The organism is Geodermatophilus sp. SYSU D00525, assembly GCF_054050475.1.
Genome location: NZ_JBJGZK010000001.1, coordinates 288,164 through 307,897 on the forward strand (window position 1 = coordinate 288,164; position 19,734 = coordinate 307,897).

Annotated in this window: 23 protein-coding genes; 9 read left to right on the forward strand and 14 right to left on the reverse strand. The window is 77.1% G+C overall.

Annotated elements, in window-relative coordinates; genetic code table 11:
• Positions 1-10: 10 nt before the first annotated feature.
• Complete coding sequence (locus ACI796_RS01345) at positions 11-424, reverse strand: PPOX class F420-dependent oxidoreductase (protein WP_456939454.1); 414 nt, start codon at positions 422-424, stop codon at positions 11-13.
• A 109-nt stretch (positions 425-533) separates the two neighbouring features.
• Here ACI796_RS01345 and ACI796_RS01350 point away from each other — a divergent pair, with 109 nt between their 5' ends.
• Positions 534-701 (forward strand): hypothetical protein, encoded by a 168-nt coding sequence (locus tag ACI796_RS01350; RefSeq protein ID WP_456939455.1) that lies wholly within the window; start codon positions 534-536, stop codon positions 699-701.
• 110 nt (positions 702-811) lie between these two features.
• Entirely contained in the window at positions 812-1,339 is a 528-nt protein-coding gene (locus tag ACI796_RS01355; RefSeq protein WP_456939456.1) for an endonuclease V, read from the forward strand.
• Here the strand turns inward: ACI796_RS01355 and ACI796_RS01360 are convergent.
• From ACI796_RS01360 to ACI796_RS01370, 3 genes are all read right to left on the reverse strand, one after another.
• Positions 1,317-2,189 (reverse strand): NAD(P)-dependent oxidoreductase, encoded by an 873-nt coding sequence (locus ACI796_RS01360; protein WP_456939457.1) that lies wholly within the window; start codon positions 2,187-2,189, stop codon positions 1,317-1,319. The two genes, ACI796_RS01355 and ACI796_RS01360, sit on opposite strands and share 23 nt — an antisense overlap.
• Positions 2,190-2,220: 31 nt before the next feature.
• Complete coding sequence (locus tag ACI796_RS01365; RefSeq protein ID WP_456939458.1) at positions 2,221-3,771, reverse strand: MFS transporter; 1,551 nt, start codon at positions 3,769-3,771, stop codon at positions 2,221-2,223.
• Between the two features lie 115 nt (positions 3,772-3,886).
• A complete protein-coding gene (locus tag ACI796_RS01370; protein ID WP_456939459.1) occupies positions 3,887-4,294 on the reverse strand; it encodes a RidA family protein in 408 nt (135 codons plus the stop codon).
• Positions 4,295-4,353: 59 nt separating this feature from the next.
• Here ACI796_RS01370 and ACI796_RS01375 point away from each other — a divergent pair, with 59 nt between their 5' ends.
• Genes ACI796_RS01375 through ACI796_RS01385 form a run of 3 tightly spaced genes read left to right on the forward strand, consistent with a single transcriptional unit; the run spans position 4,354 to position 6,491 of the window.
• Positions 4,354-4,965 carry a TetR/AcrR family transcriptional regulator gene (locus tag ACI796_RS01375; protein ID WP_456939460.1) on the forward strand — a complete coding sequence of 204 codons (612 nt, stop codon included), beginning with the start codon at positions 4,354-4,356 and terminating at the stop codon, positions 4,963-4,965.
• A gap of 54 nt (positions 4,966-5,019) precedes the next feature.
• On the forward strand, positions 5,020-5,943 hold the full coding sequence (locus tag ACI796_RS01380; protein ID WP_456939461.1) for a helix-turn-helix domain-containing protein: 924 nt from the start codon (positions 5,020-5,022) through the stop codon (positions 5,941-5,943).
• On the forward strand, positions 5,940-6,491 hold the full coding sequence (locus ACI796_RS01385; RefSeq protein ID WP_456939462.1) for a dihydrofolate reductase family protein: 552 nt from the start codon (positions 5,940-5,942) through the stop codon (positions 6,489-6,491). Before ACI796_RS01380 ends, ACI796_RS01385 begins: the two co-directional genes overlap by 4 nt.
• Here the strand turns inward: ACI796_RS01385 and ACI796_RS01390 are convergent.
• The 5 genes from ACI796_RS01390 to ACI796_RS01410 form a co-directional block, all read right to left on the reverse strand.
• A complete protein-coding gene (locus ACI796_RS01390; RefSeq protein WP_456939463.1) occupies positions 6,464-6,811 on the reverse strand; it encodes a hypothetical protein in 348 nt (115 codons plus the stop codon). The genes ACI796_RS01385 and ACI796_RS01390 overlap by 28 nt on opposite strands.
• 79 nt (positions 6,812-6,890) lie before the next feature.
• On the reverse strand, positions 6,891-7,490 hold the full coding sequence (locus ACI796_RS01395; RefSeq protein ID WP_456939464.1) for a YceI family protein: 600 nt from the start codon (positions 7,488-7,490) through the stop codon (positions 6,891-6,893).
• 91 nt (positions 7,491-7,581) lie between these two features.
• On the reverse strand, positions 7,582-8,391 hold the full coding sequence (locus ACI796_RS01400; RefSeq protein ID WP_456939465.1) for an acyl-CoA thioesterase: 810 nt from the start codon (positions 8,389-8,391) through the stop codon (positions 7,582-7,584).
• A gap of 66 nt (positions 8,392-8,457) precedes the next feature.
• On the reverse strand, positions 8,458-9,600 hold the full coding sequence (locus ACI796_RS01405; protein ID WP_456939466.1) for a thiolase family protein: 1,143 nt from the start codon (positions 9,598-9,600) through the stop codon (positions 8,458-8,460).
• A gap of 36 nt (positions 9,601-9,636) precedes the next feature.
• On the reverse strand, positions 9,637-10,995 hold the full coding sequence (locus ACI796_RS01410; RefSeq protein ID WP_456939467.1) for an MFS transporter: 1,359 nt from the start codon (positions 10,993-10,995) through the stop codon (positions 9,637-9,639).
• Between the two features lie 125 nt (positions 10,996-11,120).
• On the opposite strand from ACI796_RS01410, the gene ACI796_RS01415 reads away from it, so the two are divergent.
• The gene (locus ACI796_RS01415) at positions 11,121-12,710 is read left to right on the forward strand and encodes an LCP family protein (RefSeq protein WP_456939468.1); all 1,590 of its coding nucleotides are present in this window, start codon (positions 11,121-11,123) and stop codon (positions 12,708-12,710) included.
• Between the two features lie 153 nt (positions 12,711-12,863).
• Entirely contained in the window at positions 12,864-13,964 is a 1,101-nt protein-coding gene (locus ACI796_RS01420; RefSeq protein WP_456939469.1) for a LacI family DNA-binding transcriptional regulator, read from the forward strand.
• On the opposite strand, the gene ACI796_RS01425 is transcribed toward ACI796_RS01420, so the two are convergent.
• From ACI796_RS01425 to ACI796_RS01440, 4 genes are all read right to left on the reverse strand, one after another.
• Positions 13,961-14,725, reverse strand: coding sequence for a crotonase/enoyl-CoA hydratase family protein (locus ACI796_RS01425; RefSeq protein WP_456939470.1), 765 nt, complete (start codon positions 14,723-14,725; stop codon positions 13,961-13,963). The two genes, ACI796_RS01420 and ACI796_RS01425, sit on opposite strands and share 4 nt — an antisense overlap.
• A gap of 43 nt (positions 14,726-14,768) precedes the next feature.
• Positions 14,769-15,881 (reverse strand): CaiB/BaiF CoA transferase family protein, encoded by a 1,113-nt coding sequence (locus ACI796_RS01430; RefSeq protein WP_456939471.1) that lies wholly within the window; start codon positions 15,879-15,881, stop codon positions 14,769-14,771.
• On the reverse strand, positions 15,878-16,525 hold the full coding sequence (locus tag ACI796_RS01435; protein ID WP_456939472.1) for a dienelactone hydrolase family protein: 648 nt from the start codon (positions 16,523-16,525) through the stop codon (positions 15,878-15,880). The genes ACI796_RS01430 and ACI796_RS01435 overlap by 4 nt, the downstream gene beginning before the upstream one ends.
• 109 nt (positions 16,526-16,634) lie before the next feature.
• A complete protein-coding gene (locus tag ACI796_RS01440; protein WP_456939473.1) occupies positions 16,635-17,135 on the reverse strand; it encodes a winged helix-turn-helix transcriptional regulator in 501 nt (166 codons plus the stop codon).
• Positions 17,136-17,328: 193 nt separating this feature from the next.
• Between ACI796_RS01440 and ACI796_RS01445 the strand changes: the two genes are divergently transcribed.
• The gene (locus ACI796_RS01445) at positions 17,329-17,472 is read left to right on the forward strand and encodes a hypothetical protein (RefSeq protein ID WP_456939474.1); all 144 of its coding nucleotides are present in this window, start codon (positions 17,329-17,331) and stop codon (positions 17,470-17,472) included.
• A 169-nt stretch (positions 17,473-17,641) separates the two neighbouring features.
• The gene (gene mftD, locus ACI796_RS01450) at positions 17,642-18,883 is read left to right on the forward strand and encodes a pre-mycofactocin synthase MftD (RefSeq protein WP_456939475.1); all 1,242 of its coding nucleotides are present in this window, start codon (positions 17,642-17,644) and stop codon (positions 18,881-18,883) included.
• 46 nt (positions 18,884-18,929) lie between these two features.
• On the opposite strand, the gene ACI796_RS01455 is transcribed toward mftD, so the two are convergent.
• Positions 18,930-19,631, reverse strand: coding sequence for a hemerythrin domain-containing protein (locus ACI796_RS01455; RefSeq protein WP_456939476.1), 702 nt, complete (start codon positions 19,629-19,631; stop codon positions 18,930-18,932).
• Positions 19,632-19,734: the final 103 nt, after the last annotated feature.

The window sequence follows — 19,734 nt, forward strand, 5'->3', positions numbered from 1 at the left end:
AGCACGGGGGCTATCCCGTCGTCGTCTGCCGCTCCGGCTCGATCCAGACGATGACCCGCTCGGTCCTGATGTTCTCCGGCGGGTAGGGCCGGCCGTCGTACTTCTGCGACAGCTCGTCGATCTGCGCCCGCGCCTCGGGGCCGGTGGTCGTGTCGGTCACCCGGCCGCGCACCTCGGCGTAGCGGTAGGGGTCGGACTCGTCCCGGATGGCCAGGGTCACCCGGGCGTCGCGCCGGAGGTTCTCGAACTTGCGCCGCCCGGTCTCGGTGTTGACGAACAGCCGCTCCCCGTCGGTGCCGACCCAGATGTACTGCGTCTGGATGCGCCCGCTGGGCAGCAGCGTGCTGATCGCCGCGTAGTTGGGGCCCTCCGCGAGCTCGCGGGTGACCGGGTGGAGCGCGGGGCCGTCCTGGGTGTCTGCCACCGTGGGTGACTACCCCGACCCGTTCCGGCGCACGCCGTCCGTGTTGCGGGCCCCGACCCGGCAGCCCACCGTGGGGCGACCGCCGTCCCCTCCCCGTCCTGGAGCTGCCATGGCCTCCCTGTCGAGGGACCCGGGCGCCGCCCCGGCCGACGGCGACCGCCCGCCCCCTCGACAGCGGCGTGACCGCACGCTGCCCGACGACGCCACCGGCGCCGGCCCCCGCCACCGGGACGCCGAAGCCGGGCTGCGCCGGCTGACCGAGAGCTCGAAGCGGTAGCCGCGGCGGGCTGGCCGGCCGACGCCGCGGCGCTGGCCGCCGAGCAGGACCGGCTCGCCGCGCTGCGCCCGCCGCCGTGGTCCCCACCTGCCGGGGCGCTCGCCGGTGCGGTGGCCGCGGTCGAGGACGGGGAGGACCTGGTCGCGTCCGCGGTGCTGGGCGACGCGGCCGCCGTCGTCCGGGGACCGGCGACGGGCCCGTACACGCCGGCGCTGCTCGCGCTGCGGGAGGGGCCGCTGCTGGCCGCCGCGGTGGCCGCGCTGCCCCGCCGGCCCGACGTCCTGCTGGTCGCCGCGGCCGGGCGGGACCACCCGCGGCGGGCCGGGCTGGCGCTGCACCTGGGCGCCGTGCTGGACCTGCCGAGCGTCGGCGTCACCGCCCGGCCGCTGGCCGCCCTCGGCGACCCGCCCGGGCCGGCGCGCGGGGACTCCGCTCCCCTGCTGCTCGACGGCGAGGAGGTGGCGCGGGCGGTGCGCGTGGTACCCGGCGTGCGCCCGGTGGTGGCCTCCGCCGGCTGGCGCACCGGCCCGGCGACCGCGGCCGCCGTCGTCCTGGCGACGACGGCCGGGGTCCGCACGCCGGAGCCGCTGCGCGCGGCCCGCCGGGTGGCCCGGCTCAGCCGCGGTCGGCCGGGGTGAGGCCCTCGACCACCGCGGCCATGTCCACCGCGCCCGGGTCGTCGAGCCGGCCGGCGGCGGCCTCCATCGTCTCGAGCACCGCGGCGGTGAGCCGGTCGGGAACCCCGCCGGCCTGTAGCGCCGCGCGGATGAGCCGGGCGTCCTTGGCCGCGCCGGTGAGGCCGAAGCTCGGCGGGTAGTCGCCGGCCAGCATCAGCCGGCCCTTGAGGTGGGCGTAGGCGGAGTCGACCGGCCCGCCCTCGATCGCGTCGAGGAAGCGCTGCGGGTCCTGGCCGAGGGCGCGGGCCAGCGCGATCGCCTGCGCGGTGCCGGCGGTGAGCATGAACAGCCACGAGTTGCAGGCGAGCTTGAGCCGGCTGCCGGCGCCGGCCTCGCCGAGCCACAGGGTCTTCGAGCCGAGCGCGCCGAACACCGGCGCCAGCCGCTCGCGCGCCTCCTCCGGGCCGCTGGCCAGCAGGGTCAGCGCGCCCTTCGCGGCCGGTTCCCTGGTGCCGAGGACCGGGCAGTCGACGAGCACGAGGCCCAGCTCGCGCGCCGCCTCGACGGTGCGGTCGGCGCCCTCGACGCCGACCGTCGAGCACTGCAGCCACGTCGTCCCGGCGGCGGGCGCGGCCTGCCGGACGACGTCGAGCACCGCGTCGGCGTCGAGCAGCATCGTGAGGACGACGTCGGCGCCGTCGACGGCCTCGGCCGACGAGCCGAACGCCTCCGCGCCGGTGCCGGTGAGCGCCTCGGCCTTGGCGGGGTCCCGGTTCCACGTCCGCACGGGCAGCCCGGCCCGCCGCAGCGAGGTGACCATCCCCGCGCCCATCGTCCCGGTGCCCAGCACCGCCACCGTCGGTCCGGCCACGCCGTCCTCCTCCGTCGTCGTCCCGGGGTCCTCAGCCGTGCGAGGCGTGGCCGTGGCTGTGCACGCCGTCGGGACCGTGCCGCTCGTCGGGCGCCGGGCCGCCGTCGTCCGCGGCCTGCTCCACCCCGTCGTCGTGGCCGCGGTTGCGCCGGAGGTCGACCACGCCGAGGACCAGGGCGGCAGCGGCGCCGAGCACGGACACGGCCAACCCGGCCGCGGCCGCCGTCGGGTAGTCGCCGGACGCCGACAGCACGAGGTAGAAGAGCCCGGGCAGCGCCGCGGTGCCGACGGCCGCGCCGAAGCGCTGCGCCGTCTGCAGGCCCCCGCCGGCCGACCCGGCCATGGACACCGGCACGTCGCGCAGGGTCATCGTGATGTTGGGCGAGATGACGAACCCGCCCCCGATGCCGCCGACCAGCAGCGCCGGCGCGACCGCCCACCCGGCCGCCGACGGCGGGACCAGCAGCAGGACGACCGCCGCCGCCGCGAGGCCGAGGATGACGCCCGAGAGGCCGAACACCGTCAGCCTCCGGCCGTGCCGCTCCACCAGCCGCCCGGCCACGACCGCCGCCGACGCCGACCCGAGGGCGAACGGCGTCACCGCCAGCCCCGACTGCAGCGGCGTGTAGTCCAGCCCGGTCTGGAAGAACAGGGCGAACACCAGCCAGATGCCGCTGAACCCGACGAAGTAGACGGTGCCCAGCGCCGCGCCGATGCCGTAGCCGCGGGTCTGCGTGACCAGCCGCGGGTCGAACACCGGCTGCCCGGCGCGGGCCACCACCCGCCGCTCCCACGCGACGAACACCGCGAGCAGCGCCGCCCCGACGAGGAACAGCCACCACAGCTGCGCCAGCCCGCCGGACTCCGCCTGCACCAGCGGGAACAGCACGGCCAGCGCCCCGGCGCCGAGCAGCAACACCCCGACGACGTCGATCCGCCCGCGGCCGCCGCTGCCGCCGCGGGGCAGCAGCCGCAGGGCGAGCGCGAACGCGACGACGCCGATCGGCACGTTGACGTAGAACAGCCACCGCCAGCCGCCGGGTCCGTCGGCCAGACCGAGGATGGCGCCGCCGACCACCGGGCCGACGGCGGTCGAGATCCCGACCGTGGCGCCGAACAGGCCGAACGCCCGCCCGCGCTCGGCGCCGCGGAACAGCTGCTGGATGAGCGCGGAGTTCTGCGGCGCCAGGCACCCGGCCGCCAGCCCCTGCACCAGCCGGGCGGCGACCAGCCAGCCCACCGACGGCGCCGCCCCGGCCGCGGCGCTGGAGAGCACGAACCCGGCCAGCCCGAGCAGGAACAGCCGCCGGCGGCCGAACGCGTCGCCCAGCCGGCCGGCGGGGACCAGCATCAGCCCGAAGGTCAGCGCGTAGCCGGACACCACCCACTGCACGGTCGCGGGCGTCGCCCCGAGGTCGGACTGCAGCGAGGGCAGCGCGACGGACACGATGCTGACGTCGAGCAGGCTCATGAAGCCGACGACGAGGGTCACCGACAGCGCGGTCCACCGCTTCGGGTCCGGCCGGTACCCCTCCTCGGTGGCGGCCTGCGACGGGGCGTCGGTGGATGCGCGTGGCGGCACGGGGAGGCCTCTTCCGGTGGTGCAGCGGGGGGCGCGACCGCCGTCCGGCACGGCCGTGCCGTGCTGCCCTACCCGGTCGTGCCCCACCGACACCCGCGCGTGCCGGTGGTCGAGGTCAGTCGAGGACGGCGGTGGCGTCCACCTCGATCAGCAGGTCGGGCTCGGCGAGCGCCGCCACGGGCAGCAGGGTGACCGGCCGGGTCAGGTCGCGGCCGAGCCGGGCCGACGCCCGCGCCACACCCTCGCCGAGCGCGGGCAGCGCCTCCGGCGACCAGCCGACGACGTACAGGACGAGCTTGGCGACGTCGTCGAACGTGCCGCCGGCGGCCTCCAGCGCGGTGGCCACGTTGAGGAACGCCTGCTCGGTCTGCGCGGCGAGGTCGCCGGGGCCGACGGGCTCGCCCGCGGCGGTGCGGGCGACCTGGCCGGCCAGGTACACGGTGCGGCGGCCGGTGGCGACGGCCACCTGGCGGTAGACGCCGGGGACGGGCAGGCCGGGCGGGTCGATCAGCTGGACGGTCACGGCTCCTCCTCGGGGGTGGTGGGAGCCAGAACATAGCGGCGCTATGCGACAGTTCCGGGATGCCGAGGAGCCCCGACCCCGCCGTCCGCCGGCTGCTGGTCGAGCGGGCGGCGCGGATGCTCGCCGGCCGCGAGCCGGTCACGCTGCGCGCGCTGGTCGAGGGCACCGGCGCCTCGACGATGGCCGTGTACACGCACTTCGGCGGCATGCCGGGGCTGTGGAGCGCGGTCCGTCAGGAGGGCTTCACCCGGCTCGCGGCCCGGCTGGACGCCGTCGCCCGCACCGCCGACCCGGTGCACGACCTGGCCGCGCTCGGCGTCGCCTACACGCGCAACGCCCTGGACGCCCCGGAGCTGTACCGGGCGATGTTCGACGCCCGCGCCGACCTGGCCGACGCCGGAGCCGCCGACGCGACGTTCCGGCGGCTGGTGGACGCCGCCGCCCGCGCCCGCGACGAGGGCCGGCTGGCCGCGGGCACCGACCCGCGCGCCCTGGCGACGCGGTACTGGGCGGCCGGGCACGGCCTCGTGTCGCTGGTGGTGCAGGGCGTGCTGCCCGCCGGGGTCCTCGTGCCGCAGGCCGTCGAGACCGCCGTCGCCCTGCTCACCGCCGCCGGCGACGACCCCGCCCGCTGCCGGGCGTCGGTGGAGCGCGCCTGGTCGGCCGGCTGACACAGCGCAAGAACGGTCGGGCCACGCGGCCGCCCGGGTCGCCAGACTCGACGCGTGACACCGCCCGGCCGCGACCGCCTCCGCGAACTGCTCGACGCCGTCCTCGACGAGGACAACCGCACGCTCTCGGACATGGCCGGCGACGCCTACGCCTCGCCGTTCCACTTCAGCCGGCAGGTGTCCGGCGGCGCCGGGGAGTCACCGGTCGCGCTGCGCCGCCGGGTGGTGCTCGAGCGCGCGGCCTGGCAGCTGCGCCAGGGCGCGAGCGTCACCGACGCCGCGTTCGCCGCGGGCTACGAGTCGGTCGAGGGCTTCAGCCGGGCGTTCGCGCGGGCCTACGGCCGCAGCCCCGGCTCGGCCGACCCGGGCAGCGCCGCGAGGGACGGGCACTGGCTGCCGGCACCCAACGGCATCCACTTCCACCCGCCGGCGTCGCTGTGGGTGGCCGACGAGCCCGCGCGCCGCGGCGGCGACGAGGTGACCGCGCTGCTGGTGCACCACGGTGTCGAGGACACCCGCGGCCTGCTCGAGCTGGCCAAGGGCCTGCCCGAGGAGGAGTACCGCCGGGTGCGGGCGCCGGGCCTGACGGTCCTCGCCTGGGACGGCGCCGAGGAGACGCTCGCCGCCGTCCTCGACACCCTCGTCTGGTCGCTGGAGGTGTGGGTCGCCTCCATCGAGGGCGGGGAGCACCCCGCCCGCGGCGCCGACGACCCGGCCGCGCTGATCGACCGGCACGACGTCGTCGCGCCGCGCTGGCTGGCCGCCGTCCGCGAGATCGCCCGCCGCGGCGCCTGGGGCGACCGGCTGGTCGACGCGCTGTGCGAGCCGCCGGAGAGCTTCGTCCTCGGCAGCGTCGTCGCGCACGTCCTCACCTTCTCCGCGCACCGCCGGCTGCTCGCCCGGCACTGGCTGCGCGACGCCGGCGTAGCGGTCGACGCCGGCGACCCGATCGAGTGGCTCTCCCGGAGGGACCGATGACCCGCACCGTCTACTACACCGCCACGACCCTCGACGGCTTCATCGCCGGCCCCGGCCACTCCCTGGACTGGCTGCTCACGCGGGAGGCCGACCACGAGGGCGCGATGGGCTACAAGGCGTTCGAGAAGACCGTCGGCTCGCTGGTCATGGGCGCCTCGACGTACGAGTGGGTGCGCGAGCACGGCGGCCCGGACGCCTGGACCTACGACCAGCCCGCCTGGGTGCTCACCCACCGGCAGCTGACGCCGTACGAGGGAGCGGACATCCGCTTCACCAGCGCGGACACCCCCGAGGAGCTGCGCGCGCTGCACGGCGAGATGGTCGCGGCCGCCGGGGACCTCGACGTGTGGGTGGTCGGCGGCGGGCCGGTGGCCGCGCAGTTCGCCGGGGCGGGGCTGCTGGACGAGCTCGTCGTCTCGATCGCGCCGGTCACCCTGGGCGCCGGGATGCCGCTGCTGCCGGCGCACGTCGAGCTGGTCACCCGGGAGGTCGCGCAGAACGGCGAGTTCGCCGTCGTGCGCTACGACGTCGTCCGCCCCGGCTCCTGACCCGGTCGAGGTGTCGACACATCGACGAGGCGACGTCGCGACAGCTCGACGAGGCGAGGTCGCGACCTGCCGACTCCTCGACCCGTCGACCGGCCGGCTCGGTCTCGCTCGACGCGGTGTCGGCAGTGGATGACGCCGGGCGCGGCCACCACGCGGAGCGGGGTGATCCGCACCGCCGGGCCGGGACGGGCGAACAGCGGCAGCCCGTCGCCGGCGACCACCGGCACGACGTGCAGCTGCACCTCGTCGACCAGCACCTCGTCGACCAGGCCCGCGGCGAGGCACTGCCGGGCGACGTCGGCCCCGCCGGGGCCGCTCACCAGCCGTCGACGGGGACCGCCACGTCCGGCAGCACGCGCGCCGGGGAGGGAGGACCGGGCCGCGTGCCGGACCGGGCGGTCAGGCGGCGCGGATCACCGAGACGTCGAACTCGACCTGGATGCGGTCGCTGACCAGCCACCCGCCCGTCTCCAGGGCCGTGTTCCAGGTCAGGCCCCACTCGCTGCGCTTGATCGCCAGCGCGCCCTCGAAGCCGACCCGGGTGTTGCCGAACGGGTCCTTCGCCGAGCCGGTCATCGTGAACTCCACGGTCACCGGCCGGGTGACGTCGCGGATGGTGAGGTCGCCGGTCACCTCGAAGGTGTCGTCGTCGACCTGCTCGACGTCGGTGGAGGTGAACACCATCTCCGGGAACCGCTCGACGTCGAGGAAGTCCGGCGAGCGCAGGTGCGCGTCCCGGTCGGCCTGGCCGGTGTCGATGCTCGCGGTCCTGATCCGGATCGACACGCTGCTCGCACCCGGCTTCTGCACGTCGAGGTGCGCCTCGCCGGCGAACTCGGTGAACGAGCCGCGGACGGTCGTCACCATCGCGTGCCGCGCCCGGATGCCGATCCGGGTGTGCGCCACGTCGATGGTGTAGTCGCCCGTGACGTCGGCCAGCGCAGCCGTCGCCGCGTCGAAGTCGGTGGGGTCGCTCTCTGCTGCCCGGTGCTTCGCCACGTGTCCGTCCTTCCCCCTCGCTGACACACCATCCTCACCGATCCCGCCGACGGTGCCACCGCCGGGCCCCGGGACCGGGCCGCGGACGGCCTCAGCGGCCCGGGCGGAACGGGTTGCGGCCCGGCCGGAACAACGTCTCCTGGGTCAGGCTCGCGGCCAGGACGCCGTCGCGGGTGGTCACCGACCCGGTGTACCACCCGCGCCCGCCGGACACCGTGTGCGGCACCAGGTCCACGAGCACCCAGTCGTCCAGCCGGGCCGTCCGGTGGAACCACACCGCGTGGTCCAGCGTCGGGCCGGGCGCCGCCTCGTCCTCGGGCAGCGCCGACAGCCCGGTGCCGATGTCGGACAGGTAGGTGAGCGCGCAGGCGTGCACCAGCGGGTCGTCGGGCAGCGCGACGGTGGACCGCGACCAGAACCGGGTCGGCCAGGAGGCGGCCGGGTGGGGCTGGGAGGGGCGGCGGCCGTCCATCGTGAACAGCCGGGGCAGCGCGAACGGCTCGCACTCCGCGGGGTCCTCGGCCCCCGGCGCCGCGGCCACCTGGACGTCGGGCCCGGCGGTGGGTGCCTGGAACGACGCCGACATCGACAGCACCACCTCCCCGCCCTGCACCGCGACCACCCGGCGCGCGGAGAACGACCCGCCGTCCCGGTCGCGGTCGACGCGGAAGACGGTCGGGCGGGCGGCGTCGCCGCTGCGGAGGAAGTAGCCGTGCAGCGAGTGCGGCAGCCGGTCGGGCGCCACCGTGCGGCCGGCGGCGAGCAGCGCCTGCGCCGCGACCTGCCCGCCGTAGAGGGGGAACGGGTCGGTGAACACCAGCGTGCTGCGGTAGAGGTCCCGGTCGATCTCCTCGAGCGTCAGGACGTCGAGCAGGCTGGGCTCTCCCGCGGTCGGACTCACGGCCGCCGAACGTAACCGGGCCCGGGACCGCCTGGTGAGGCGGCCCCGGGCCCGGGAGCGGAGGGGTCAGAGCAGCTCGAGGATGGTCGCGTTGGCCTGGCCGCCGCCCTCGCACATCGTCTGCAGGCCGTAGCGGATGCCGTTGTCCCGCATGTGGTGCACCAGCGTCGTCATGATCCGCGCACCGGAGCCGCCGAGCGGGTGCCCCAGCGCGATGGCGCCGCCGTTGGGGTTGAGCGACTTCTCGTCGGCGCCGAGGTCGGCCAGCCAGGCCAGCGGCACCGGCGCGAACGCCTCGTTGACCTCGAAGACGCCGATCTGGTCGATCGACAGCCCCGACCTCGCCAGCGCCTTCTGCGTGGCCGGGATCGGCGCGGTGAGCATGACCACCGGGTCGGCGCCGGCGAGCACGGCGGTGTGCACCCGGGCGATCGGGCGCAGGCCCAGCTCGGCGGCCTTCTCGCTCGTGGTCATGAGCAGCGCGGCCGAGCCGTCGGAGATCTGCGAGGAGTTGCCGGCGGTGATGACGCCGTCCTCCGTGAAGGCGGTCTTGAGCGTGCCCAGCTTCTCCACCGACGACTCGCGGATGCCCTCGTCCTGGCTGACGACGGTGCCGTCGGGCGTGGTCACCGGGGCGATCTGGGCGTCGAAGCGGCCCTCCGCGCGGGCGGCGGCGGCCTTCTCGTGCGAGGCCACGGAGAACTCGTCGCAGCGCTGCCGCGACAGGCCCCACCGCTCGGCGATCGTCTCCGCGCCCAGGCCCTGGTTGATCTTCGCGCCGCCGTAGCGCTCGAAGAACCGGGTGCCGAACGGGTTGGCGTCCTGCCGGGCGCTGCCCATCGGCACCCGCGACATCGACTCGACGCCGCCGGCCACGACGACGTCGTACTGCCCGGACACCAGGCCCGCGGCGGCGAAGTGCACCGACTGCTGCGAGGAACCACACTGCCGGTCGACGGTCACGCCGGTGACCGTCTCCGGCCAGCCCGCGGCCAGCGCCGCCGTCCGGGCGATGTCGAAGGTCTGCTCGCCGACCTGGGACACGCAGCCCCAGATGACGTCCTCGATCTCGGCCGGGTCGATGCCGGCCCGCTCGGCCAGCGACGTGAGGACGTGCGCGGACAGGTCGACCGGGTGCACCCCGGACAGCCCGCCGTTGCGCTTGCCCACGGGCGTGCGCACCGCCTCGACGATCACCGCGTCACGCATGTCTGCTCCCTCCGACCGGGTGTGGTGCCCGGCACACTAACCCGCGCTCCCGGCGGGCTCCGACGCCCGGGCGGGGCGCCGCGCCAGGACTCCCGCCGCGACGGCCGCGAGCAGTGCCGCGGTGACCCAGCCGAGCCCGCTGCCGGCCAGCGGCAGCCCCGTCCCGCCGGAGGCCCGGACGACGAGCAGGACGGCGGCCACGCCGAGGGCGGTGCCGAGCTGCGCGGCGGTGTTGACCGCGCCGGCCGCCGTCCCCTGCAGCTCCGGGCCGACGTCGGTGCCCAGCGAGGTCGCGGCCACCGACGACAGCCCGATGCCCAGCCCCGCGACGGCGACCGCGGCCGACACCACCCACGTGCCCACGTCCGCGCCGAGCAGCGCCAGGTCACCGGCGGCGATGACGGCCAGCCCCGCCGCGGCGGCGACCCGCGCCGGCGACCGCCGCAGCACCCGCGTGGCCAGGCCCGCCCCGGCGACGACGCACAGGCTGAACGGCACCAGCGCCAGCCCCGCGGCGGTCGCGCCGAGGCCGCCGGCGTCCTGCAGGTGCAGCGTCGCGACGGTGACCGCCGAGCTGGTGGTCGCGGTGTTCGCCGCCGAGGCGAGCACGCCGCGGCGCAGGCGGGGGTGCGCGACGGCGGCCCGGGGCAGCAGCGGGTCGGGCGAGCGCCGCTCGACGGCGGGCAGGCCCGCGGCGGCGGCGAGCCCGGCGAGCAGGAGCGCGACGCCGGCGGTCCGGGAGGCACCGTCCTCGAGCAGCGACGCGCCGGCCACGACCGCCGCCACCGCGGCCGTGAGCACCCCGGCGCCGGCCAGGTCGAGCGCTCCGCCGGTGCGGCGCGGGGTCGGCGGCGCCGTGCGGCGCACCGCGGCCAGGAGCAGCGCGGCCAGCGGCACCTGCACCCAGAACAGCACCCGCCAGCCGGCCAGGTCCGTGAGCACGCCGCCGAGCACCAGCCCGCTCGCGCCGGCGGCCGCGCCGGTCGCGCTCCAGGCGGCCAGCGCCCGCCGCCGCGCGCTCCCCTCCTCCGTCGCGGCGGTCAGCAGGCGCAGCGCGGTCGGCACCGACAGCGCGGCCGCGGCCCCCAGGGCGCCGCGCGCCACCACCAGCACGCCGGCCGACGGCGCGACCGCGGCCAGCAGCGACGCCGCGCCGAAGCCGGCCAGCCCGGTCCCCAGGACCCGCGCGTGGCCGTACCGGTCGCCCAGGCGTGCGGCCGGCATGAGCAGTGCCCCGAACAGGACCGCGTAGACGGTCACCACCGGCGCGGCCGCCGAGGGCGGCGCCCCGAGGTCGGCCAGCACCGTGGGCAGGGCGGCGACGACCAGCGTGGTGCCGAGGACGTCGACGAACTGCACCGCGCACAGGGTCGGGACCGCTGCGGGACCTGCCATGCCGGGGCGGGTACCCGCTTCTTCATCGATGAAGCCCTCGGCGACGCCGATCCGTCCCGGAGAAGGCACGGCCGCCCCGTGTCCTGGGCCCCACAGGAGCGCCGCGCGCCCCTAACCTCCGCCGCGTGAGCCGAGACCGCCCCGAGCACGGCAGCCCCGAGGGCCGGCCGATCCCCCCGCGGCTCGACCCGCGCGCCGGTCGCCCGGCCCGCGACCGCACCGCCGGTGCCGCCCGGACTCCCGGCGCCCGCGGGAACCCGGCGCCTTGCCGCCGCTCCTCCCGGGGCGCCGTCGTGGCCCGCGTCGTCGCCGCCGTCGTGTCGGTGGTCGTGCTGGCCGGGAGCGGGTGGGGCTGGTACCTGGGCCGGCTCGCCGACGCGGCGGTCGACCGCACCGACGCGATCCCGGCCGACGGCAACGCCGAGTCCGGCGGCATGCCCGAGGCGATGAACCTGCTGCTGGTCGGCAACGACAGCCGGGCCGACCTCACGCCCGAGCAGCTCGCCGAGCTCAACGCCGGCGTCGACTCCGGCACGAACACCGACACGATGATCCTGGTGCACGTCCCGGCCGACGGGTCGGGCGCCTCCTTCGTCTCGTTCCCCCGCGACGCCTGGGTGGAGATCCCAGGCCACGGGACGGACAAGCTCAACGCCGCCTACGCCTACGGCGCCGCCGAGGTCGACGACGACGCGCCGGAGTCCGAGAAGCAGGCCGCCGGCGCGCAGCTGCTGATCCAGACGATCAACGGGCTGAGCGGGCTGCAGATCGACCACTACGCCGAGGTGGACCTGCTCGGCTTCTTCGAGCTCACCAGCGTCGTCGGCGGCGTGGAGGTCAACCTCTGCCACGCGGTCGACGACTCGCAGTACTCCGGCGCGGTGTTCCCCGCCGGGGAGCAGACGATCTCCGGCGCCGACGCGCTGAAGTTCGTCCGCCAGCGGCACGGCGTCCGGCCGGACGGCACCGCCGCCCTCCCCCGCGGCGACCTCGACCGGATCGTCCGCCAGCAGGTCTTCATCGGCGGCGTGCTCCGCAAGATCCTCTCCCAGGACGTGCTGCTCGACCTCGGCAAGCAGCGGGAGCTCGTCCGGGCGGTGTCGGAGTCGCTGACCGTCGACGAGGACCTCGACCTGCTCGACCTCGCGCAGCAGATGCAGTCGGTGACGGCCGGGGACATCCAGTTCCAGACCGTCCCCATCGCCGATCCGAACGCGGAGAACGGGGACGGCGCCTCGATCGTGGAGCTGGCCGACGAGGACACGCTGCGCGCGTTCTTCGCGGGTCTGTCCGCCGAGCCCGAGGCGCCGGCCCCGGAGGCCCCGGCGCCGCCGGCGACGGTCGACCCGTCGGAGGTCTCGGTCGAGGTCTACAACGGCTCCGGGATCTCCGGGATCGCCGCGGAGGCCACGGCCGACCTGGAGGCCGCGGGCTTTCCCGTGACGAGCACCGGCAACGCCGACAGCAGCGACCACGGGACGACGACGATCCGGCACGCCCCCGGCGACGAGGCGCTCGCCGCCACGCTCGCCGTGCAGGTCCCGGGCGCCGTCACCGAGGTCACCGACGACGCCACCTCCGGGACCGTCCAGCTGATCCTGGGTTCGGACTTCACCGGCATCGGCCAGGCCACCGCCCCGCCGGCGGGCACCGGCGACACGGCCGCGCCCGCCGAGGAGCCCCGGACGGCGGCCGACACCGGCTGCATCAACTAGGGCCCGCGGCCCGTGCGGGCCACCGCCTCGGGGACCACCACACGCCGGTGGCCCTCTCGACGCCGCCTCGAGAGGGCGGGGGAGGCGTGTCCACCGCGGAGCACCCGTCCTGCAGCGGCCTGCGCGGGAGGCAGGCGGCCGCAGAATGGCCGCGTGCCCGCCGACCACACGCGCCCGGTGACGCTGCGGGACGTGGCCGCCGAGGTCGGCGTCTCGGCGAAGACGGTGTCCAACGCCTTCTCCCGGCCCGACCAGCTCTCCGCCGCGCTGCGCGAGCGGGTCCTGGCCGCCGCGCGCCGGCTCGGCTACCCCGGCCCCAATCCCCTGGCCGCGGGCCTGCGCCGCGGCCGGGTGGGCGCGATCGGCGTCGCCTACGACAACGGGCTGTCCTACGCCTTCGACGACCCGGTGGCGGTCGCGCTGCTGGCCGGGGTCACCGAGGTCGCCGAGCCCGCCGGGTCGGGGCTGCTGCTGGTCCCCGGCTCGACCGACCCCGCCCGGCGCCTGACCGCGGTGACCGACGCCGTCGTGGACGGGCTGGTCGTCTCCTCGGTCGGCGACGAGGACCCGCTGCTCGCGGCGGCCATCGCCCGCGGGCTCCCGCTGGCCGTCGTCGACCAGCCCCGCCCGGACCGGCTGGCCGCGCTCGGGGCGCCGGCGGCGCCGTGGGTGGGCGTCGACGACCGCGCCGCCGCGGCCGCCGTCGCTGCGCACCTGCTCGAGATGGGGCACCGGCGGCTCGCCGTCGTGTCCTTCGGCATGCACGGCGACCCGATCCGGCCCGGGCTCGCCGACCTCGCCACCCAGGAGGCGGCCACCTACGCCGTCACCCGCGACCGGCTGGCCGGCCACCGCGACGCCGCGGAGCGGGCCGGGCTCGACTGGGCCGCCGTCCCGGTGTTCCACGGCGGGGACAGCACACCCGACGTCGGGGAGGCCGGCGCCGACGCCGTCCTCGCCACCGACCCCCGGCCGACCGCGCTGCTGTGCCTGAGCGACCGGCTGGCCGAGGGCGCCCTGCGCGCGGCGGCCCGGCGCGGGCTGCGCGTGCCCCAGGACCTGTCCGTGACCGGTTTCGACGACGCGACGACGGCGGCCGGCCTCGGCCTGACCACCGTGCGCCAGCCGACCCGGGAGAAGGGGCGGGCGGCCGGGCAGGCCCTGCTGGACCTGCTCGCCGGCCGGCCCGCCCCGCCGCCGCGCACCCTGCCCGCCGAGCTGGTGGTGCGGACCTCGACCGGCCCGGTCGGCTAGCGGCCGCGCCAGACGGGCGCGCGGCGCTCGGCGAAGGCGGTCGCGCCCTCGCGGGCGTCCTCGGAGGAGAACACCGGCTCGACCAGCGCCTGCTGCCTGGCCCAGCCCTCCTCGGCGGTCCAGTCCGCGGTGCCGCGGGCGATCTCCTTGGTGGCGGCGACCGCCAGCGGGCCGTTGGCGGCGATGACGCCGGCCAGCTCGACGGCGGCCTCCAGCGCCCCGCCCTCGGCGACCACGCGGTTGACCAGCCCGACCGCCGCCGCCCGCTCGGCGTCGATCGGCTGGCCGGTCAGCAGCATCTCCATCGCCACCGCCTGCGGGACGCGCCGCGGCAGGAACAGCGCGGCGCCGGCGGCGGCCACCAGCGAGCGGGTCACCTCGGGCACGCCGAAGCGCGCCGAGGCCCCGGCGACGACGAGGTCGCAGGCCAGCACCAGCTCGAACCCGCCAGCCAGCGCCCAGCCCTCGACGGCGGCGACCAGCGGCTTGCGCGGCGGCGTCTGGGTGATCCCGCACAGCCCGCGCCCCTCGATCGCCGGCCGCTCGCCGCGCAGGAACGCCTTGAGGTCCATGCCGGCGGAGAACGTCCCGCCGGCGCCGGTCAGCACACCGGCGCGCAGGTCGCCGTCGGCGTCCAGCTCGTCCACGGCCGCGGCGACGCCGCGGGCCACCGCGCCGTCGAGGGCGTTCTTCGCCTCCGGCCGGTTGATCGTGATGACCTGGACGGCGCCGCGGCGCTCGACCAGCACGGGCTCGGTCACGGTCCCTCCTCCTCCGCGGCGCACCGCGGCTCGTGCGCTCCCGTCATCGGGGGCGCGACCACTCCTCCAGGACGGCGGCGGCGTCGGCCGGGCCGGTGGTCACCGGCGCGGCGGGGGCGGCCGGGGTGCGCGAGAAGCGCGGCGCGGGAGCGGCCTGCTGCACGCCGTCGACCTCGACGAGCGTGCCGCGGGCGGCCAGGTGCGGGTGCGCGGCCGCCTCCTCCGTCGTGAGCACCGGGGTGACGCAGGCGTCGGTGCCGTCGAAGACGAGCTCCCAGTGCTCCCGCGGGTGGGCGGCGAACGCGGCGGTGAACAGCTCCCGCAGCCGCGGCCAGCCGCGCGGGTCGGTCTGCGCGGGCAGGTCGTCCCCGGCCAGCCCGAGCCCCTCCAGCAGCGCCGCGTAGAACTGCGGCTCCAGCGCGCCGACGGCGACGAACCGGCCGTCGGCGCAGGCGTAGACGTCGTAGTAGGGCGCGCCGCCGTCCAGGACGTTGGTGCCCGGCCGGTCGGACCACAGCCCCATGCCGCGCATCGACCACAGCACCTGGGAGATGAGCGCGACGCCGTCGACCATGGCGGCGTCGACCACCTGGCCGCGGCCCGAGCGGGACCGCTCGTGCAGCGCGGCGAGGATGCCGACCAGCACCAGCATGGAGCCGCCGCCGTAGTCGGCGACCAGGTTCATCGGCGGCCGCGGCACCTGCCCGGGCCGGCCGAGCGCGGCGAGCGTGCCGGTCAGCCCGAGGTAGTTGACGTCGTGGCCGACCCGGTCGGCCCACGGCCCGTCCTGGCCCCAGCCGGTCATCCGCGCGTAGACCAGCCCGGGGTTGCGCTCGAGGCACGCGTCGGGGCCGAGCCCCAGCCGCTCGGCGACGCCGGGGCGGAAGACGTCGAGGAACACGTCGGCGTGCCCGGCCAGGCCGAGCACCAGGTCGCGGCCCTCGGGCGCCTTGACGTCGACGCCGAGCGAGCGCCGGCCGCGCATGACGACGTCGCGGGCGGCGCCGCCGAGCGACAGGCCACCGGAGGGCCGCTCCACCCGGACGACGTCGGCGCCGAGGTCGGCCAGCACCATCGCGGCGTGCGGGCCGGGCCCGATGCCGCCGAGCTCGACGACCCGCAGGCCGGCCAGCGGGCCGCTCGCGCCCCCGCTCACGCCGCGGCCCGCAGGTGCCGGTCCAGGAAGCGCAGGATGCGCGCCCAGGCGTCCTCGGCCGAGGGGCCGTGGTAGCCGACGCCGAGCACCTTCTCCAGCGCCGTGAACGGCCCCGCGTTGTGCCGGTTGAGGAACGAGTGCCCGGCGTCCGGGTACTCCTTCACGTCGTGCTCGACGCCGAGGTCGGTGAGCACCCGGCCCAGCCGGCCCGCCGCGCCGCGCAGCGCCCGGTCGCGGCCGCCGAAGCCGGCCACCACCGGGCAGGCGCCCTTGAGCACGCTCTCGGCGTCCTTCGGCAGGGGGCCGTAGTTGGGCGCGGCGACGTCGAAACCGCGGGTGGCGCCGAGCAGCGCGAACTGCCCGCCCATGCAGAAGCCGAGGACGCCGATCCGGCCGGTGCAGTCGTCGCGGCCGGCGAGGAACCGGCGGGCCGCCTCGAGGTCGCCGAAGGCCGGGCCCTCGCCGCGGCTCAGCGACCGGAACGTCGAGCGCAGGCAGCGCACCGCGCCGCCGGCGGTGAACAGGTCGGGCGCGACGGCGAGGTAGCCGGCGGCGGCCAGCCGGTCGGCGTGCTGGCGGACGTCGTCGGTGAGCCCGAAGACCTCGTGCACGACCACGACGCCGGGCCAGGGCCCCTCCCCCACCGGCGGCACGGCGAGGTGGGCGGACAGCTCCGGGGCGCTCGCGGCACCGGGGATGACGGTGGTGGGCAGAGGGGCCTCCGGGGTCGCAGCAGCACGGGCGCCGCCGACGCTAGCCCGCGGGTGTGGCGGCCGTCTCACCGGGCCGATCACGGCCCGTCGGCGTCGCGGTGACCTCGCGCGGCCCGCCGACCTCGTGTCCCGCGGCGCAGCGCAGCCCGAGCGCCACCGGCGCGCCGCAGTCCCGGTGGGTGAGCGCCAGCGGCGGGACGCCGTCCCCGGCCAGCCACCGGTCCCCCCACTGCATCAGCGCGACGAGCGCCGGGTAGAGGTCGCGGCCGCGCTCGGTGAGCCGGTACTCATGCCGCTGCCGCGCGCCCTCCTCCTGGTACGGGACGCGGGCGAGCAGGTCCTGGGCGACCAGGGAGTTGAGCCGGTCGGTGAGCACCGCCTTCGGCGCCCCGAGCGCGCGCTGCAGGTCGGCGAACCGGCGCACGCCGAGGAACGCCTCGCGCAGCACCAGCAGGCTCCACTTCTCCCCCACCACGGCGAGGGTGCCGGCGACCGAGCAGCGCGTCCGGTCGTACCCGTCGGGAGGTGTGTCGGCCGTCACGGGTGCAGCGTAGGTCACGCTGGGTTCGCTTGACGAACCGTGCATCGGCGAGGATGGTTGGAGATGCAGACCCAGCAGGTCGAGACGGCGATCACAGTGACCGACGCCCCACCCGCCCGGGCCCGCCGGTGACGACCGGAAGTGGCCGCCGCCGTGGATCGATCGGCGGCACCCCGCCCGAGGAGGAACCGAGATGACCCGCCTGCGCACCGCCCTGGCCTCCGCTCGCAGCACCCGCGCCCGCCGTCGCGACGAGCGCGAGCTGCAGCGCGCCCTCGCCGCCGCCCCGACCCTCGAGTCGGCGCACGAGATCGCCGCCGTGGCCGCCCGCTTCTGACCGCGGCACCCGCGCCGCCCGCCGGCGCACCCCCGACGACAGCCCCGTGGCCCTCCCGGCCGCGGGGCTGCTCCGTTCCCCGGGTGTGGCCTGCGCTACACCGGCGACGTTAGGGTGGCACTGAGTGCCACCGGGGGTCGGTCCCGGGGACCGACCGGACGGAGACGACATGGCCAACCCCTGGTTCGAGACGGTGGCCGAGGCGCAGCGGCGGGCGGAGCGGCGGCTGCCGAAGGGCGTGTACGGGGCGCTGGTGGCCGGCTCGGAGAAGGGCCTGACCGTCGACGACAACCTGCGCGCCTTCGACGAGCTGGGCTTCGCCCCGCACACCGCCGGCCTGTCCAACGAGCGCGACCTGGCCACCACGGTCATGGGCCAGGACGTCTCGATGCCGGTGCTGATCAGCCCCACCGGCGTGCAGGCGGTACACCCCGCCGGCGAGGTCGCCGTCGCCCGCGCCGCCGCCGCCCGGAACGTGGCGATGGGCCTGTCCTCGATGGCCAGCAAGCCGATGGAGGAGGTCGTCGCCGCCAACCCCAAGACCTTCTTCCAGCTCTACTGGGTCGGCGACCGCGACACCATGGCCGCCAAGGTCGAGCGCGCGAAGCGGGCCGGCGTGGCCGGGCTGATCGCCACCCTGGACTGGTCGTTCTCCTACGGCCGCGACTGGGGCTCCCCGTTCATCCCCGAGAAGATCGACCTCGAGGCCGTCCGCCGCTACGCGCCCCAGGTCGCGCTCAGGCCCCGCTGGCTGTGGCAGTTCGCCAGGACCCGCAGGCTGCCCGACCTCACCGTGCCGAACATGGTCGGCGACCCGGCCGAGACCCCGCCCACGTTCTTCGGCGCCTACGGCGCCTGGATGCAGTCCCCCATGCCGACCTGGGAGGACGTCGCCTGGCTGCGCGAGCTGTGGGGCGACGACCGGCCGTTCATGCTCAAGGGCGTCATGCGCGTCGACGACGCCAAGCGCGCCGTCGACGCCGGCGTCACCGCGATCTCCGTGTCCAACCACGGCGGCAACAACCTCGACGGCACCCCCGCCTCCATCCGCGCGCTGCCCGCGATCGCCGAGGCGGTCGGTGACCAGGTGGAGGTGCTCCTCGACGGCGGCATCCGCCGCGGCTCCGACGTCGCCAAGTCCCTGGCCCTGGGCGCCAAGGCCGTGATGATCGGCCGCGCCTACCTGTGGGGCCTGGCCGCCAACGGGCAGGCCGGGGTGGAGAACGTGCTGGACCTGCTGCGCGACGGCCTGGGCTGCGCGCTGACCGGCCTGGCGCGGGAGTCCGCCGCCGACCTGTCCCGCGACGACCTCGTCGTCCCGCCCGGCTTCGAGCGGCGCCTCGGCGTCGAGGGCGCCGACGCCCCGGTCGAGGCCGTGCCCACCCGCCCCCGCCGCGCCCGCAGCGCCTGACCGCCGGCGGCCGGGGTCCCGCGGAGGGACCCCGGCCGGGGCCGGGTCAGGCGCCGGCGGCGAGGTCGCGGCGGCGGGTCCAGCGGCGCTGCACCGCCCGCAGCAGCAGCCGCAGCGGCGCGGGCGCGCCGGCGAACAGCCGCGCCCGCTCCTCCGGCGTCCGGCAGGCGTCGACGACCCACGGCAACACGAAGGCCATGCGCCGCGGGCCGGTGCCCTGGCGGAAGCGGGTCTCCACCCGCGCGAAGTCCCCCGCCGAGACGAACCGGCGCAGGACCGGGAAGACCTCCCGCTCCTCCTCCTCGATGTGCTCGTCGAGCTCGTCGGCGAGCTCGGTGAGCACGGCGGCCAGCGGCCCGGCCTGCGCGGGACCGTCCTCGGCGAACCGGGCGAGCGCGGCCTGCGCGCGGTCGAGCACGCCCTGCAGCGCGGTGTGGTCGTCGGACAGCGGGCCCAGGTCGACGGAGTCCCCTGCCGAGGCGACGATGACCGGCCACAGGACGTCGTCCTCCCGGGAGTGGTGCACGTGCACCTCGGGCAGCACCGCCCCGGCGTGGTGGACGAGTGCGCGCCGCCGCCCGGGCGGGCACGGCTCGCCGGCGGCGATCCGGGTGGCCGCGTCGGCCACGAGCCGGCAGCCCGACCGCAGCGCGCGGTGCACGAGGGTGAAGCCGAACAGGTCGGGCTCGGGGTCGCCGGGACGGCGCGGGGTGACGGGGAAGGGCAGGGCAGGGGCGGTCGAGGTCATGCCGGGACGGTGACGGCACGCGGTTGGCACCGGCTTGCGGGCCACTGGTCGGGCGCCTCCCGGGGCAGGACGACGCGCGGCGTGACCTGGCCGTGACCGCTTC